Raw genomic sequence first — 14,642 nt, 5'->3', positions numbered from 1 at the left:
GTACGCAGGAAGGAAGGCAAGTGTCGAACCTTGCGCATGGACCGCCTATGTCACGGAGTCGACCTGGTGCTGCAGCCTTGCCAACGACGAGGAAGCTGGCCTAGCCCTCCAGTTTGATCCCGGTGTAGTAGTTCGTCAGCTTCTCCATTGTTGCAGCTTCCCCTGTGATCACCAAACAGCCGCGCCGTGGCAAGGGGGTGCACGGTGAGTTCGCGGTTTCCATGCAGAAGATGTGCACGCACGTTGGGGGTTCAGACTTCCGCCACCTGCAGACAGTGGCAAAGATATTCGCTCAGCAACACTAGAGGCGGCACGTGCATCGCCGACCCGGCCTGTGGCCAAGCCCCAGCCGAGGTAAACAAGACCACCTCGTCCGCAGTCTGGGCGATCGGGCAGTCCACGCGGGTCGTTATGGCAATCGTGTATGCTCCGGTTTCGCGCGCAATAGCCAGAAAATCCTTGGTTTCCACAGTGTGGCCACGCGAGGAAATGCCAATGGCGAGGCTCGATGAGCCAAGCCCTCGCGCGAGAGCGTGAGACACGGTGGCGGACCCCGAGCAATGCGCGGGGAACCCTAGCCAGATCAGTCGCATGGCCAGAATATCAGCGCAGACGGATGACGGCCCCGTGCCGAACAGTTCGACGCGTCGGGCCGCTCGGATGCGGTTGGCAAACCCACTAATTTGAAGGTCGTTAAAACCACGAGCGGACGCGGAAATTGAGTTTTGTAAAGCAGAACTGAGGACGGCGATCCGAGGAGCTATGTCTACAGCTTCTGATGGCGCGCGTTCAGCCAGTTCGCCGCTCAACTTCAGCCGCTCAATTTCGCCGCTGAGCGCAATCTTAAACTCGCGAAATCCCGAAAGTCCCAGGGTTCGGCAAAATCTTACAATTGAAGCAGAACCGGTAGCGGTGTTGCGCGCAAGGTCGGCGATGGACAGCGCGAGAACAGCCTCGGGGTCTTGTGCAACATACAGAGCTATACGTGCGAGCGCGTTCGGAGCTGTGTTAATTGCATCATAGATGATGTCTAGCAACAATTTCTGTGTATGTCGGGGCTTCGGCATGTGTCTTACGTCCTCGTTCCAAACTAGCCGTCGACCCGCGAAGGCGAACGGCAAAGCCGTGCATATTCGAGTCTCACTGACGGCTCACTGACGCAGATCATAGACACGGTCGACATCGGATTCCGGCTGCCGCTTCGTTCGCGCCCATGTCTCGGCAGCCGGGGCAAAGGAGGCAGAGGGCATGCGCTCGGCCGCTCGCCCGGCGGCCTTGCGAGCGGCTCATTTAAGCGTTCGTCTACGACTAGACTTGCGACGAGATCCCCGGAGCCGATCAGCCTGCACGGCCGAACGGTATCGGCCGCTCTGTTTTATCTGCGAACGGGAAGCGGCTGGACGACGTCTCCTGGCCCGATTCTGTCAATAGAGCTTACTTTACTGGCTGTGCATGCGCCGCGCAAACCGTGGTGTCCTCGTCGTCAGGGTAGTGGATACGACTGCATGGCAACGCACCAGCGTGCCGTCTGGGAAAATATATTCAATAGTATATTCGCGCACATTATCAATCTTACTTGAATTATTCTATGATTAGGTTCATCGTCCGATCGAAAAACCGAGGCATGACAAGGTGACTACATCTCTAGGGAACGCCGAAGTGGCGTTTGGTAAATAGCTCATCGGCAGCAAGTTGGCCACGAGCTCGCCGATGCCATCGTACTAGCGGTGCCTCGCGGCTAGCGCATGCGACGGGGCTTTACTTCTCTGGTGCGGCAACAGAGGGCGCGACTGCTTGAGGTCAAGCTGGTCAGGAACTTGTCCTGTCTCCGCATTGGCTCCGGCTGTTTGAAAAAGCCGCTGCAACAGTGAGGAAACCACAATGTTTCACCCGCTTCCAGAAGAGCTGCGCGGTATCGCCGGTCAACCCTTTCCACTTTATCCCTGCTCGAACGAATCTTGGTCAATCAAGCCGACGGCCGGCGCCTCAAGCTCGCGGGTTATGATCTGTTCCATCCCGAAGGCGGGCACCCACCTATATGCCCGTCTGCTTGGACTAATCGGGCTTGTACAGTCCGATGTGTTCTTTAATAAAGACTATCTTGGAGACTTCCGCTTTGTGGATGTCGAGCGAGCTCGCTTCACTCACTCGGAAAATATTCTATGGATACCGATCGAGATATCCTCGCGCTTTATTCAGCCCGGTCAGTTTGGCTATGGGCATCTACCGTGCGACATCGGCACCCGCCATTGTTTAGCGGATTTCAAGATCATCTTTCTTTCGCGCGAAATGCGTGCGGCAATTGTGTCGCAGATGCGATATGTAGGTGACAGCGATTGGTGCCTGCCTGAAGGTGCTGAGATTACGTGGCGCAATGAGCCGAACGGACCTGACAAAATGCTGAAGTACTTCGATGAGATCGCGCCTTTCATTTTCAACGATCGGTGCCATCCAGTGGCACCGTGGGCGGATCAGGACAATGTTCTTGGATTGAGCTATGAGCAGATCATAGGCGACCAAGGACGCGAAGTTCAGCTCGAGACCATTCGCAGAATTGCAGAGTTTTGCGAGATCGAGCGGCCGCAGCAGCCTGAGCTGATCTTAAACCAGCTAATCGGACAGCAGACCTTCACCCTGTCCAGCGGGCGAACTTCGTGGGAGGCTTGCTGGAATGCCGAGATCGAGGCGCGGTTTACCGCGCTGGGTGGGACGAGACTCAACGAGCGATTCGGATTTGGTTCGAGATAGATTTCAGGCTGTCGCAGAGCGCGGGTGGCACGGTGCCGGTTTGATTGAACACTGTCAGTCTAGACGATACAGCCGTGCAACGTCACGAGCGGAGGACTTTACGTCTACGCTCAGTGAGTGCTTCGAAAAATGCAATCGAGAACACACCTCGCGAGCGCCTCATTCTCGAACCCGTCGTTGTAAAGGGTGCCGATTGCCGTGAGAGCCATGATGCTCTTGGCGAATGGCGGCGTCAGGCCCGACTTCGTTTCCATCTCCCATTGAAAGCGCATCTGGGCGCCGTCAAATTGCCCGCTGGAGATCGCCTTGATCGACTCCGTCATGCTCGTCGTAGAACGCGCGCCAGAAAAGCAGCGCAGCGGCGAATGCGCGGGGATACTGGTCTTCTCCGTTCATCAGGGATTCGATTAGGTCGATCATGGTTCTTGGCTCATGCTGGGTGATTCTCGCGGGAGTAGAAAAGGGAGATATGGTTAGGTTCGATAGATGATTTCAACCCCAGTCACGGAGCGGCTAATCTGCAAGGCGGACCAGCACCTGCGAAGATGGGATGAGCAATTTGACCAGCTCGACGGTCGACGTGAACGAAATCCGCGATCTTGTTGCACGGCCTCAGCATGGCCGAGATCACACCATCAGCGCGTCCGTCGAAGCAGCCAGGAAGCCATGCAGGCGCGGGACAAACCGTGGCTTGAGGCGGCCGGCCTGGTGCTGGTCCGGCAACGGCCGGGGTCGGCCAAAGGCGTCATGTTCCTCACCATGGAGGACGAGACAGGCGCCGCCAACGTCGTCGTCTGGGTCACGGTGTTCGAGAAGTCCGGCGTGTCCTCCTCATCTCGGCCATGCTCGGCGTGCGCGGCCGCATCCAACGGGAAGGAAGGTGGTGCATCTCGTCGCAAACGGGCTGACCGCTCTGTCGGCCGAGTTGGCCAGCGTGGGAAATCGCGAAGACGCCATTTCCGTTGCCACACGGCCAGCCCATCATGGCGGATCGGGGCTTGATCCGCGCGGCATGACGAAAGCACGCGATATCGTCGATCCAAATGAGCACATCGACCGCATTAAGGTGAAGACCCGCGATTTCCGATGAAAGGTGCAGCTGATATACCGTCATCATGTGGTAGTCTGGCCCGCATGACGACGCTTTATCTCAATTGGCGCGGAAGACGGTGAGTCCGGCAAAGCCGAATAAAACGCATCCGCCGAAATGGATCGAGCCTCAGCTGACGCGCCTGGTCGACGAAGCGCCCAACGGCCCCGATTGGCTTCACGAGCACGCGCGAATGCTGCATCGGTTCCGTCGCCTGACCGAGAAGGCGCAATGACAATAGCATCAATCCAAGTCCCAGAACTGCGCGCGACAAGCCCTTGGCAGGCTTGGAATAGCTGAACCCAAAGGCGAACACGCCCAAGGCAATCATCAATGGCCCTAGGACGTGAAGGTTGAAGGCGAGACTACGCGTGACCAGGCTTGTGCCGACATTGGCACCAAGCATGACCGCCTGTGCCATGCCGTGCTACTCCGCAATGCGATCGTCGCGACTAGCCCGACGCCAAAGGCCAACACCCGATTGCGTGTACCGGAGTCGATCCATCGGCGCAGCCGCTTGCCGAAGGAGCGGAATCACACCGGTTTTGACCAGCCGAAGACCCCACAGCAGAAGTGCGACTGCCCCGATCAGGTCAAGCATGGGATTACCCCGGTTTCAGCCTGCAGCTCACAGAAACGATGTTTCATCGTCCAACCATAAAAAATGATGGTCTCAAAAGCCGGCATCAATCGTCGCGGGGGTCAGAAGGCTCCGAGTCGAGCCGAAGGTCCGCGATGAGCCTGACGATGAAACGTACGCCTCTCTGACGGTGATCTGCGTAAGCAGCAACAAGTTTGCCAATCACCTGCCTGGTCACAGCATCCGGAACTGCCGTGGTGACTACCGGCCGCCAGTTGCGGCACATGCTATTATCGGGTCCCCTTCTGCCATCTTGGAACTCGGCTGGACCTCGCTCGTCGTCAGCAGTACGCCAAGTTCTTCAGCTGATCGCGCGACGACCGCAGCGCCGGCTGAGAGCAATCGTTGACCGTGGTCATCGAGGCAGTGGCCGCCTGCCGTGAAACCGATCACCGTCATCCCCGCGGCCACACCGGCTCGAACGCCGGCAATGCTGTCCTCCACCACGACGCAGCGCACTGGCTCAATGTCCATTTGGGCGGCAGCGAACAGGAACAGGTCCGGCGCAGGCTTGCCGGCCTTTACCATGACGGAGCTGAACACGTGTGGATGGAAGTGTAGCCAAAGCTCGGTCAGTTCAAGACCAAGTCGCAGCTTGTCGGGGGCGCTGCTCGAGGCGACGCAGCGCGGCAAGGGCAACTTATGCAGGAGCCGGTGAATGCCGCTGATGGCTTGCAGTTCTGTCCAATAGCTTTCCTTGATCCGGGATTGCACGATGGTGTCGAAGTCGCTGGGTAGAGGACGGCCCCAGTCTTCTTCGATCATCTTCCGCATGGTGGCTGAGGACAGGCCGGTAAACCGCAGAATCACATCAGAATACGACGTGGGATAGCCAATGCGGGTAAGTTCTTCGGCGTCGATTCGACTTGCCAGCGTCTCGCTATCGATCAGAACGCCGTCGCAATCGAAGATGACCAGTTCATAAGGGGCCTGTTGTTTCATTGCATGCCCTCCGGAACCGGACCTTCGGCGGAGACCTCGACCACGTGTCGGTCGCAAACTTCGAAACGATGCACCAGGACGCCATCAACGTCGATTAACGCGATGTCGAAGGCAGGCGCATCCTGGACGAAGTCCGCGTCTCTCCGGGTGAAATGTGGAATGATCTTATGTGCCACGCCGCGGCTTGCACTGAAAGGGATGCCGCTCCAGGTGCCGCCGACATCGACGTGCACATGGCCGTGGAAAACGTGCCGCACATTGCCGGCGCCAACGATCGCCTGCATGATCGGACGCCAGTTCTCGGTGCTCCAAGGTTGGAAATGCGGCAGGCCGATCGGCTGCAGCGGATGATGGGCGAAGAGGTAGGCCGGCACATCCGGCGTCTCTGCCAACCGCGCCAGCAGCCACTCGAGCCGTCCATCGTCCAAGGAGCCGTGCCCATAACCTTCCACCAGGGTATCGAGGAAGATGAGGCGTCCCGCCGAGCTTTCATGGGCCGACTGGACAAAGCCGTTATTATCACGCGCCTCATCAGGAAACGCTCGAACGAAGCTCTCGCGGCTGTCGTGATTGCCGAGCAGAAGCCGGGTGGGTACGCACAGGTCCCGTAGCACGTCGTGCAAGACTTCGTAGGAAGCGAAATCTCCCTCGTCAGTGAGATCGCCGGTCACCACGCAAAGCTCGGCGTCGGCGTGATCGCAGTTGATACGCTCGATCGTCTTGCGCAGTCGTTCTGCAGGGTCGAAACCAAAGAGCATTGCGCCCGGCGGCACGAGATGGAGGTCAGTCAGGTGAATAAGTTTCATGGGCCATCCGCAGAATATGGGGGACGCCGCACAAGGTGCGGCGTCCCAGACGAGAGGATCAGTTGGTCTTCGGCAGGAGTGCGCGAACCTGGGACGCCATATCCGCAAGAGCTGCTTCCGGCTCCTTGGATCCAAGCGCGATGGCTGTCATCTCGTCGCGAAGGACCTGGGCGATCTGAACGCCGTTATCACCAGGCCAGGAAAACCACGGGCGAGCGCGGGGCGTCTGAAGCACGCTCGTGTACCAGTTTGGATGCTTGTCATAGAAGGCGCCGAGATGATCCTTGTCGAGTGCAAGCGTATTGGTGGGCATATAGCCGGTGTTTGGCACGACAATGCTCTGGCCTTCGGGACCCGTGGCGAACCTGGCGTAGTCCCAGGCAGCGGCGCGTTTGCCGGGATCGTCGGTGAGGATCACGGCAATCATCCCGCCGGTCGGCATGGTAGCGTTTTCAACGCCAAGCGGCTGCTTGGCCGTGCGGAGTGTGAACCGGTCTCCAATCTCATTTTCAAAACCGCTCACGCTGCCGGCGGAGGCGAAGAAGAAGCCAAGCTTGCCGGAGGTGAAGAGCTGCTTGGCAGCGCGAGGATCGATCGCCGGCTGAGCGCCGTCGGTATGGAACCGCTTAAACAGCTTGACTGCAGCCTGGCCAGCACGACCGTCAAACGCGACGTCGCTTTCCTTGTCGTTCATCATCTGGCCGCCGAAGTTGCGCACCAGGTTCTGCGTGGCCCAGTCGTCCGAGCCAAGCTGGTAATACATGCCGGACGTTCCGTCGCCGAGCGCTCCGATCTTGGCGGCAAGTGCAACAAAGCCGTCCCAGTCGGTCGGGATCTTGTCGGGATCGCCGCCAACCTTCTTCACCAGATCGGCATTGTAATAGACGACCGGCGTCGACATGGCGAAGGGAAGACCGTAGAGATGGCCGTCGATCGTTGAGAGTGACAGCACCTGGTCCGTGTAGCCGTTTTCGGTCAGGTGATCGGCGGCAACCAGATCGTCGATGGATTTCACAATTCCACGCGCCACGAGCGGCCGCAGCACATTGAAGCCGACGAAATGAACGTCCGGCAGCTGGCCGGCCATGCTCTGGCGGATCAGCGTCTGGACAGCTTCATCGTAGCTCGGCGCAGCAGCGCGGAAGTTGATCTTGATATTCGGATGGTCCGCAATGAAGCGATCGGCGATCGGCTTATGGATCACTTCGTGTTCGGGCCAGGCGTAATAGACGTCGAGGTTGGTTTCGGCTTGCGCCGGCATGGATGCCGCAGCGGCAGTAACACCGGCGGCAAGGATCATTGCAATTGTTTTCACATTGCTCTCCTGAGTTTTAGATTGGGTTTGAGAACGGAGCTAGTGTCGGCCGAGCACCAGACCCCTGATGAAGTGTTTCTGCATGAGAAGGAAAAGAGCGACCAAGGGCGCGGTCACGAGAACGCCCCCGGCCATAAGCGCACCGACATTTCCGGTGCCCTCACCCGACTGCCGGAAATAGGCGATCCCGAGGGATGGCATCATCATGTCGGGACTGGTCGTCACCACCAGCGGCCAATAAAGATCGTTCCAGTGGGCGACGATGGAGAAGATCGAGAAGGAGGTGACCGCCGGCCAGGCTGCGGGCAGCATGATCCGCAAGGCGATCGAAAGCTCGCTGAAACCATCCAGCCGCGCCGCGTCGAGCACCTCGTCCGGGAAGGTCACGAAAAACTGCCGGAACAGGAAGATCGCAAACACCGAGACGATCCAGGGCAGAATGAGCGCGGCATAGCTATCGAGCAGGCCGGACTTTGCAAGAGCTATGTAGATCGGAATGGTCGGTATCTGCACCGGCACGAGGAGCCCGAGAAGGACGGCGCCCAGGAGGATCGGACGGCCCGGGAAGGACAGCTTGGCAAGTGCATAGCCACAGGGAACGGCGACCGCGATCTGTAGCACGAGGATCGCCGCGCAAACGACGATTCCGTTTCCCATGAACCGCAGAAGCGGAATGGCGGACAATGCATTGCCGTAATTTTCGACGGCGCCGTCTAACGTCGGCATCGGCAGAAGGCCGCCGTTGAAGATCTCGCTCTGCGGCGTCATCGAGGCGAGCAGCATCCAGAAAAACGGGAAGATCATGAAGAGCGCGCCGCTCATTAGCACAACATGCGAGACAGAGCGGGACGCGGGGGATTGCGCCAGGATCACGACCGGCCTCCATTGGTTTTCCAGCGCGCCTGGTGCTCGGAAACGCGCATCTGGACGAGCGATAGGATGGTCACGAAGATGAAAAAGGAAACGGCAATTGCCGACGCATATCCCACCCGAAAGAAGCGGAAGCCTTCTTCATAGAAGGTGTAGAGGATGACCGAGGTCGATTTCATCGGCCCACCTTGTGTGAGAACCGCGACCGTCTCGAAGACCGAAAAGGCACGGATGATCGTCATGACCGTGACGAACAGTGTAACCGGCGCCAACATCGGCCAGGTCACAAGCAGGAAACGTTTCAGGCCCCTGTCCGCTCCGTCGATCGCCGCAGCTTCATAAAGCTCGTCCGGAATGGTCGAGAGACCAGCCAGAAAGAGGATCATGTTGAAACCCACGAGCTGCCAAATACCGATCGCTGCAAGCGCATAGATTGCCGTTGCCGGGTCTGCAAAGAACCTCACGGGAGAAGCGTCGAAAAGCTGCAACAGCGCGTTGGCGACGCCGAGACTAGGATGCAGGATCGCTTCCCATGCGGTTGCGAGCGCGACCAGGGTAGCAGCCACTGGCAGAAAGTAGGCAGTTCGATAGAAGGCCGCGAATCGCGACCGGGCGATCAGGAGAGCAACCAACAGACCCCATCCGATCGTCGTCGGCACGACCAGGAGCACATAAAGCGCAGTGTTGCGCAGGCTTAGAGCAAAACCCGGGTCGGTCAGCATGCGCGTGTAGTTGGCGAGCCCGACAAATCGGGCGCCAGCCAAACCGAGTGAAGCGTCTGTGAAAGACAAGGCGAAAACGAGGATGGCAGGGCCGATCAGGAGAGCGGCAATCATCAGCGTCGCCGGCAGGGCGAGAACGATGCCGGCACGGGCCTGAGCGCGGGCCAGAGTGAATTTTATTGAAGCCTTTGCAGGCACGGAGCTGATCGGGATATCCTCGACTACGGCCATATCAAGCTGCCCTGATGTGATCGTGGCGCCGGCGCGCGCTGTCGGTCGCGAAAAACCACGCCTTTTCCGGATCGATGGCCACCCCCAACTTCTCACCCTCGCGCAAGGACTGTGCGCGCTCAGCCGAAATCCGGACGACGAACTGAGCACCCGCCTCAGTACCGACAAAGACGTTCGCATCGGTTCCAGCATGCTCGATGCGCCCGACATGCACCGGCAGGGCGCCGAACTGGTCCGCTCCAGTCAAGGATGCATGCTCCGGCCGGAAACCCAGCGTACCGGACTCTGCCGATCCGAGGGCATCGCGAATGATGATCCGGTTGCTGCCGATCATCAGCCCGCCACCAGTTGGTGCGGGTACTGCCAACTCGTTTAGAAAAGGCTGGGCCAGAAACCGGGCAACATCAATATCGACGGGATCGCGGTAGAGTTTGGCCGGGCTCGCGACCTGGCGGATCTCGCCGCCAAACATAACGGCCACGCGGTCCGATATTGCTGCCGCTTCCGCTTGGTCATGGGTAACGAAGATTGTCGTCGCGCCCATTTCCTTGTGCAGCCGAGCGATCTCGCCGCGCGTATGGATTCGTAGCGCGGCGTCCAGGTTTGCCAGCGGCTCGTCCATCAGGAAGATCTTCGGCTTGCGCACCATGGCGCGCCCCAGCGCCACACGCTGCCGCTGCCCCCCCGATAGAGCCGCCGGGCGCCGGTCTAGGAGCGTATCGAGCTTGAGAAGTGCCGAGGTTTCCCGGACCCGCTCCTCGATCGAGCGGTACCGCTCTTTAGCTCCGGGCAACAGACCGCCCATGACCGGAAGCCGTTCGAGACTGCTCAACTCGCGCATCACCAGCGGCGCCGCGATATTGTCGTGCACATTCAGATGCGGATAAAGAGCGTAGCTCTGGAAAACGAAGGCAAGGTCGCGATCTTTCGGCGCGACGCTATCCAGCCCCCTGCCCCCTGCGCGTATATGCCCCCGATCTGCGCGCTCGAGCCCCGCTATGATCCTCAAGAGTGTTGACTTGCCGCAGCCGGACGGCCCGAGCAGCGTCACGAATTCGCCAGGGGCGGCCTCGAGGGAGACGTCGTGCAGGACATCCGTTTCGCCATACCGCTTACCGATTTTGTCGATGTGGAGGTCCAAGGCTGCCATTCCGCGATCCTTTTCGGTTGGCGGTAGCTCTTAGTGGCGTTTTATTTCATTTTCATGACAGTATGGAGTTTTATTTCATTTTGCAAGTGATTCTTCCATCACCTTTGAAAGGGCGAGCATTAGGCTTTCAATGACAAAGATCTTGCCAACCATCGGGGTCAACGTGCCCCCGATCGGCCGGTCATGGAGCCCGGAAGCCAGCAGGGTAAATTCTGCCGCCTCACCAAGAGGGCTGCGAGCGCGGTTTGTAATGGCGATGGTCACTGCTCCAGCAGAACGGGCACTCTTAAGAAACTGGACGGTATCCACTGACAGACCCGAAATCGAAAATCCGATCGCCACGCATCCAGTGCCAAGGCCGTTCGCGACTTCATGAGCCATGTTGGCATTTCTGAACGCCAAAGCTGTCAATCCGACGCGCAACAGACGGTAGGCAAGGAGCTCTGCCGTAATGCCGGACATACCCGCCCCGTAGAGATCGACCCTACGACTTGCGGCAAGCGCCGCGCCAACCTTCTCGAGCTTTTCGAGATCAGTATTGCCGTGCGCGATCCCTAGATTCTGCGCCATGGTGTCGTGCAGCGACTGCAAGGCGGCGTCCCGGCTTTTGGGAATAGTAGAAGGGCGGCCGATCTCGCCCGCCAACGCCAGCTTGAAGTCGCGAAAGCCGGAAAAGCCGATCTGTCGGCAAAGCCGCAGTATGCTTGCTTCACCACTGCCTGAGAATGATCCCAACTCAGCGACCGAGTGGTGCAAGACTTTCTCAGGATTTTCTAGGATGTATTTGGCGATCCGAGCGAGCGCATTCGGCAGATGATCGATGTCCTCCTGCAAGCAAGACAGGATGCTGTCGCGCTCTGCCGCTGTCGTTGCAGGTGAGTTAATGCTCATTGCCACAATCCCCATACCCTATGAAGCCAAAGGAAGAGGAGCGAGATACCATAGACCCATCGAACAATTTCAGACTTCCGATTTATTTCCAACTCGAGTGCTGAGCGGTGGCCGCAATCAATGTCCTTCGCCTGCCACATGTGCCCCATCCACATATTCCTGCTCCAAAACCGAGGCCAGGGCTGCGGCCACCACCGCCGAAAGGCCGACCGCCAGGAAGCAGACGCGTAAGCTGGTCGCTTCTTCGGCGCGAGCGAGAGCTCTAGTGAGAAACCGAGCCCAAACCGGGCGACCGGAGCCGACTTTCCGAGATGCAAGAACAAGGCCTAGCTCGTGACCTTCCCATGCCGGTCTGCCAAGATTAGTAGTCCTCAATTCTCTCCGGACCGGATCCACTTCTAAGCATCATTGCGGAAAAGCTGTGCTCTAAAAGGTCGGATTTCAGCGCCCTATGATGCTGACTATCCCATAGGTCATAATGCTCATTGGGGTCCTCCTGGTGGTCGAACAGCTCTCCTATTCCAACATCGTGATATACATTTAGTTTGTGACGTCCATCATAGTACATCGATGCGCGAGACCCTCGGCTGCCGCGGAATCTGAGGGAGTTGTGATACTCACTGACAACGTATGGCTTGTGGCAATCCAGTGAAGTGTTCCCAAGCAGCATCTGGTCGAGTGACAGCCCCTGCATGGCCTTGGGAATCTCAAGTCCAGACAACGAGAGCAATGTGGGCGCAATATCGACCAGTTCGACAAGCCCATTCGCCACCGATCCTTGGGCTGGGCTGCCAGGCACGGAAATCACAAGTGGGACATGCACCACACCCTCATAGAACCGGCAGCCTTTGTAGAGCAGTCCATGGTCGCCCATCATATCGCCATGATCGCTCATGAAGACGATTATCGTGCGATCCAGCTGGCCGGTTTCCGCCAGAGCGTCTAGTATCCGGCCGACCAGATCGTCCACTTGAGCCACCTCGGCGTGATAGGCCGCTCTCATCTCCCAAATATTGAACTTCGTTGGTGGCGCTTCATGCGTAGGTCCTGCCAATTCGTCGTTGTGCGCCTCACCCGCGTCTGTTGCTGCGTGCCAAGGATCCACCGCGAATTTAGCTTGCTGATCGACTCGTTCAAATTTCTTCTGGTGCTCGAGATCAATCGGCTTGAACGCAGGATCAGGCATATCATTGGGATTGAACCGCCTGAGGTAGTCTGGCGGGGGATTGAGGGGCGGATGAGGCGCGTCGATGTTAACGCCTAAATACCAACTACGATCAGAATGCATCTTGATGAAGCGCTCAGCCCGATCGCCTGCCCAACGCGCCTGCCGATATTCTGCGGCCGGTCCCGGACCATAGTGTTGGTCAAGATACGGTTTGAAGTAGGCTTCGGGATTGACTCCTTTTGACCACATCCACGCATGATAGTCGTGGTTGCCTGACCACTCCGGAAATGGCTCAGGGCTCCAGTAGAACTCGGCAAATCCATCATCGGGGCGCTTTTCTATTATGCCACGTGTGGCAGACAGGTGCAGCTTTCCTATGTGCCCCGTATAGTATCCGGCGTTCGCCATCAGTTTTGGGAGCAAAACGAGATGCGAAGGAAATGTGCCGGCGCCGTTCTGATGCACTTGGTGTGCGATCGGATACAAGCCCGTCAGAAAGCTCGTTCGGCTCGGCGTGCAGATAGGGCTTTGACAATACGCACGGGCGAATGCCGTGCCCCTCGCCGCCAGGCGGTCAATACTGGGAGTCTGCGTGCCTTTGAATCCTAGGCACCGCAAGGTGTCCCAACGCTGCTGATCGCTGCAAATCCAGACTATATTAAAGTTGCTCAACTCTCATCCCACGCGCTATGAAGGTTCAGTTCGCGCGCCACCGGCGCGCAAAACCGCGCCGGTGGCGACGTGTAACGGCTATTTCAGGTATCCAGCACGCTTCACGATTTCGACCGCATCACCTTGAGCATCGTCCAAGGCAGCCTCTGGGCTCTTGCTCCCGACAACCGCTTCTTGCAGGGCACGGCCGAGGCGGTCGCCGATCTCCTTGAATTCTGGAATGCGAGGATAATACCACTCGGGCGCCCCGCGAAGCGTTTCTGCATACGTTGCCGCAAACGATCCATGGCCATAATCATAGTCATGGCTCGCACGGATTTCCGGATCGTCCCACAGCGATGTCCTGGTGATGGCGACAAAGGTGCTGTCGAGCGAAATCCGCTTCATGAGATCTTTACTCGTCGCCCATTGAAGGAAGGCCGCTGCAGCTGCCTTGTTTTCTGATGCAGCTGGAATGACATACGCCTGTCCCGCAAAGGGCGGGAACCTCCCACTTACGCCGCCAGGGGGCAAAGCAAACCCAAGCTTGCCGACGACCTTCGACAGCTTGGGATCGAGAATGCGACCTGCGGTGGGAGCGCCTTCGACAGTCATAGCAATGCGGCCCTGCTGCATCGCGATGACAACATCATCGAAAGTTGCTGAGGTGCTGCCAGGCACAGTGAAATTGGTCATCACATCCGTGTACCATTTCAGCGCCTCCACCGCAGCGGGCGAATTTACCGTGGGCGTCAGATCCGCTGGTTCGTTCGCGAAATATTTACCGCCAAAACCATAAAGAACCTGGCCCCAAAACCATATATTCTCGCCAGTATCCGGTTGGCCCCGTAGCGCGGTGCACTGAATGTCTGCCTTTTTCAGCAGCTCACAATCATCACGGAATTCTTCCCACGTTTGCGGTGGCTGTTTGATTCCGGCTTTCTCGAACAAGTCGGCACGATAATACAGGAGCTGTGTTGCCGCGAAATGCGGCAATGCCAGTTGTTTGCCGTCCTTATTGTACAGGCGCAGCACGGGAGCGATGAAATCCTGTACGTCCTCACTCTTCATATCGATGTAATTATCGAGCGGCTCCAGGATATCGCCAGATGCGTATCGCCCGAACTCCTCGCTCCCTAAGTATACCACGTCGTAACTGTTTGAACGCGTCAGCAGCTCGACCGACACTTTTTGAACGGTCGGCGCATAACCGAAGAGATCAAACTGCACTTCAGCGCCAGTCTTCTCTGTGAATTCGTGCGCGAATTTTTTGAGCTCCAAATCGTATGCCGAGTTTGTCGACAGGACCTTTATTTTCGCGCCGTCATAGCGCTGCTGAGCCGACGCTCCCCCGCCGACGGCAACACCGAACGCAACGGCAAGAATTCCAAGATACCTCATTGATTTTCTCCTTGAGC

The 14,642-nt window shown here is 58.1% G+C and carries 14 protein-coding genes; 2 read left to right on the top strand and 12 right to left on the bottom strand.

Features of this window, described 5'->3' with window-relative positions; translation table 11 throughout:
• Positions 1–251 precede the first annotated feature (251 nt).
• A complete protein-coding gene (locus AC0L2K_RS25825; protein WP_473532668.1) occupies positions 252–1,067 on the bottom strand; it encodes a MurR/RpiR family transcriptional regulator in 816 nt (271 codons plus the stop codon).
• Positions 1,068–1,881: 814 nt separating this feature from the next.
• Here AC0L2K_RS25825 and AC0L2K_RS25820 point away from each other — a divergent pair.
• On the top strand, positions 1,882–2,748 hold the full coding sequence (locus tag AC0L2K_RS25820) for a sulfotransferase domain-containing protein (RefSeq protein WP_473532667.1): 867 nt from the start codon (positions 1,882–1,884) through the stop codon (positions 2,746–2,748).
• A 282-nt stretch (positions 2,749–3,030) separates the two neighbouring features.
• On the opposite strand, the gene AC0L2K_RS25815 is transcribed toward AC0L2K_RS25820, so the two are convergent.
• Positions 3,031–3,168, bottom strand: a complete 138-nt coding sequence (locus AC0L2K_RS25815; RefSeq protein WP_473532666.1) for a hypothetical protein — start codon at positions 3,166–3,168, stop codon at positions 3,031–3,033.
• Positions 3,169–3,628: 460 nt separating this feature from the next.
• Here AC0L2K_RS25815 and AC0L2K_RS25810 point away from each other — a divergent pair, with 460 nt between their 5' ends.
• Positions 3,629–3,838, top strand: a complete 210-nt coding sequence (locus AC0L2K_RS25810) for a DNA polymerase (RefSeq protein ID WP_473532665.1) — start codon at positions 3,629–3,631, stop codon at positions 3,836–3,838.
• Positions 3,839–3,893: 55 nt separating this feature from the next.
• On the opposite strand, the gene AC0L2K_RS25805 is transcribed toward AC0L2K_RS25810, so the two are convergent.
• The 10 genes from AC0L2K_RS25805 to AC0L2K_RS25760 form a co-directional block, all read right to left on the bottom strand.
• Positions 3,894–4,259: a hypothetical protein gene (locus tag AC0L2K_RS25805; protein WP_473532664.1), complete on the bottom strand. Its 366-nt coding sequence runs from the start codon at positions 4,257–4,259 to the stop codon at positions 3,894–3,896.
• Between the two features lie 420 nt (positions 4,260–4,679).
• Entirely contained in the window at positions 4,680–5,420 is a 741-nt protein-coding gene (locus AC0L2K_RS25800; RefSeq protein WP_473532663.1) for an HAD family hydrolase, read from the bottom strand.
• Positions 5,417–6,226: a phosphodiesterase gene (locus AC0L2K_RS25795; protein ID WP_473532662.1), complete on the bottom strand. Its 810-nt coding sequence runs from the start codon at positions 6,224–6,226 to the stop codon at positions 5,417–5,419. Before AC0L2K_RS25795 ends, AC0L2K_RS25800 begins: the two co-directional genes overlap by 4 nt.
• A gap of 58 nt (positions 6,227–6,284) precedes the next feature.
• Entirely contained in the window at positions 6,285–7,541 is a 1,257-nt protein-coding gene (locus AC0L2K_RS25790; RefSeq protein WP_473532661.1) for an ABC transporter substrate-binding protein, read from the bottom strand.
• Between the two features lie 39 nt (positions 7,542–7,580).
• On the bottom strand, positions 7,581–8,363 hold the full coding sequence (locus AC0L2K_RS25785; protein ID WP_287161537.1) for a carbohydrate ABC transporter permease: 783 nt from the start codon (positions 8,361–8,363) through the stop codon (positions 7,581–7,583).
• A 47-nt stretch (positions 8,364–8,410) separates the two neighbouring features.
• Positions 8,411–9,364, bottom strand: a complete 954-nt coding sequence (locus AC0L2K_RS25780; RefSeq protein ID WP_128204545.1) for a carbohydrate ABC transporter permease — start codon at positions 9,362–9,364, stop codon at positions 8,411–8,413.
• Position 9,365: 1 nt separating this feature from the next.
• Complete coding sequence (locus tag AC0L2K_RS25775; RefSeq protein ID WP_473532660.1) at positions 9,366–10,514, bottom strand: ABC transporter ATP-binding protein; 1,149 nt, start codon at positions 10,512–10,514, stop codon at positions 9,366–9,368.
• Between the two features lie 75 nt (positions 10,515–10,589).
• Positions 10,590–11,405, bottom strand: a complete 816-nt coding sequence (locus AC0L2K_RS25770; protein ID WP_473532659.1) for a MurR/RpiR family transcriptional regulator — start codon at positions 11,403–11,405, stop codon at positions 10,590–10,592.
• Between the two features lie 361 nt (positions 11,406–11,766).
• A complete protein-coding gene (locus AC0L2K_RS25765; protein ID WP_473532658.1) occupies positions 11,767–13,245 on the bottom strand; it encodes a sulfatase family protein in 1,479 nt (492 codons plus the stop codon).
• 78 nt (positions 13,246–13,323) lie between these two features.
• Positions 13,324–14,625, bottom strand: a complete 1,302-nt coding sequence (locus AC0L2K_RS25760) for an ABC transporter substrate-binding protein (protein ID WP_473532657.1) — start codon at positions 14,623–14,625, stop codon at positions 13,324–13,326.
• Positions 14,626–14,642: the final 17 nt, after the last annotated feature.

The organism is Mesorhizobium sp. WSM4817, from assembly GCF_055811135.1.
Note: the sequence above shows the minus strand (reverse complement) of the source record. Positions and strands in the feature narration are given on the sequence as shown.

What these genes read in the sequence shown, in the direction of transcription:
- AC0L2K_RS25825 (WP_473532668.1), bottom strand. Translation starts at nt 1,067, where the DNA reads ATGCCGAAGCCCCGACATACACAGAAATTGTTGCTAGACATCATCTAT.
- AC0L2K_RS25820 (WP_473532667.1), top strand. Translation starts at nt 1,882, where the DNA reads ATGTTTCACCCGCTTCCAGAAGAGCTGCGCGGTATCGCCGGTCAACCC.
- AC0L2K_RS25815 (WP_473532666.1), bottom strand. Translation starts at nt 3,168, where the DNA reads ATGATCGACCTAATCGAATCCCTGATGAACGGAGAAGACCAGTATCCC.
- AC0L2K_RS25805 (WP_473532664.1), bottom strand. Translation starts at nt 4,259, where the DNA reads ATGGCACAGGCGGTCATGCTTGGTGCCAATGTCGGCACAAGCCTGGTC.
- AC0L2K_RS25800 (WP_473532663.1), bottom strand. Translation starts at nt 5,420, where the DNA reads ATGAAACAACAGGCCCCTTATGAACTGGTCATCTTCGATTGCGACGGC.
- AC0L2K_RS25795 (WP_473532662.1), bottom strand. Translation starts at nt 6,226, where the DNA reads ATGAAACTTATTCACCTGACTGACCTCCATCTCGTGCCGCCGGGCGCA.
- AC0L2K_RS25785 (WP_287161537.1), bottom strand. Translation starts at nt 8,363, where the DNA reads ATGAGCGGCGCGCTCTTCATGATCTTCCCGTTTTTCTGGATGCTGCTC.
- AC0L2K_RS25780 (WP_128204545.1), bottom strand. Translation starts at nt 9,364, where the DNA reads ATGGCCGTAGTCGAGGATATCCCGATCAGCTCCGTGCCTGCAAAGGCT.
- AC0L2K_RS25775 (WP_473532660.1), bottom strand. Translation starts at nt 10,514, where the DNA reads ATGGCAGCCTTGGACCTCCACATCGACAAAATCGGTAAGCGGTATGGC.
- AC0L2K_RS25770 (WP_473532659.1), bottom strand. Translation starts at nt 11,405, where the DNA reads ATGAGCATTAACTCACCTGCAACGACAGCGGCAGAGCGCGACAGCATC.
- AC0L2K_RS25760 (WP_473532657.1), bottom strand. Translation starts at nt 14,625, where the DNA reads ATGAGGTATCTTGGAATTCTTGCCGTTGCGTTCGGTGTTGCCGTCGGC.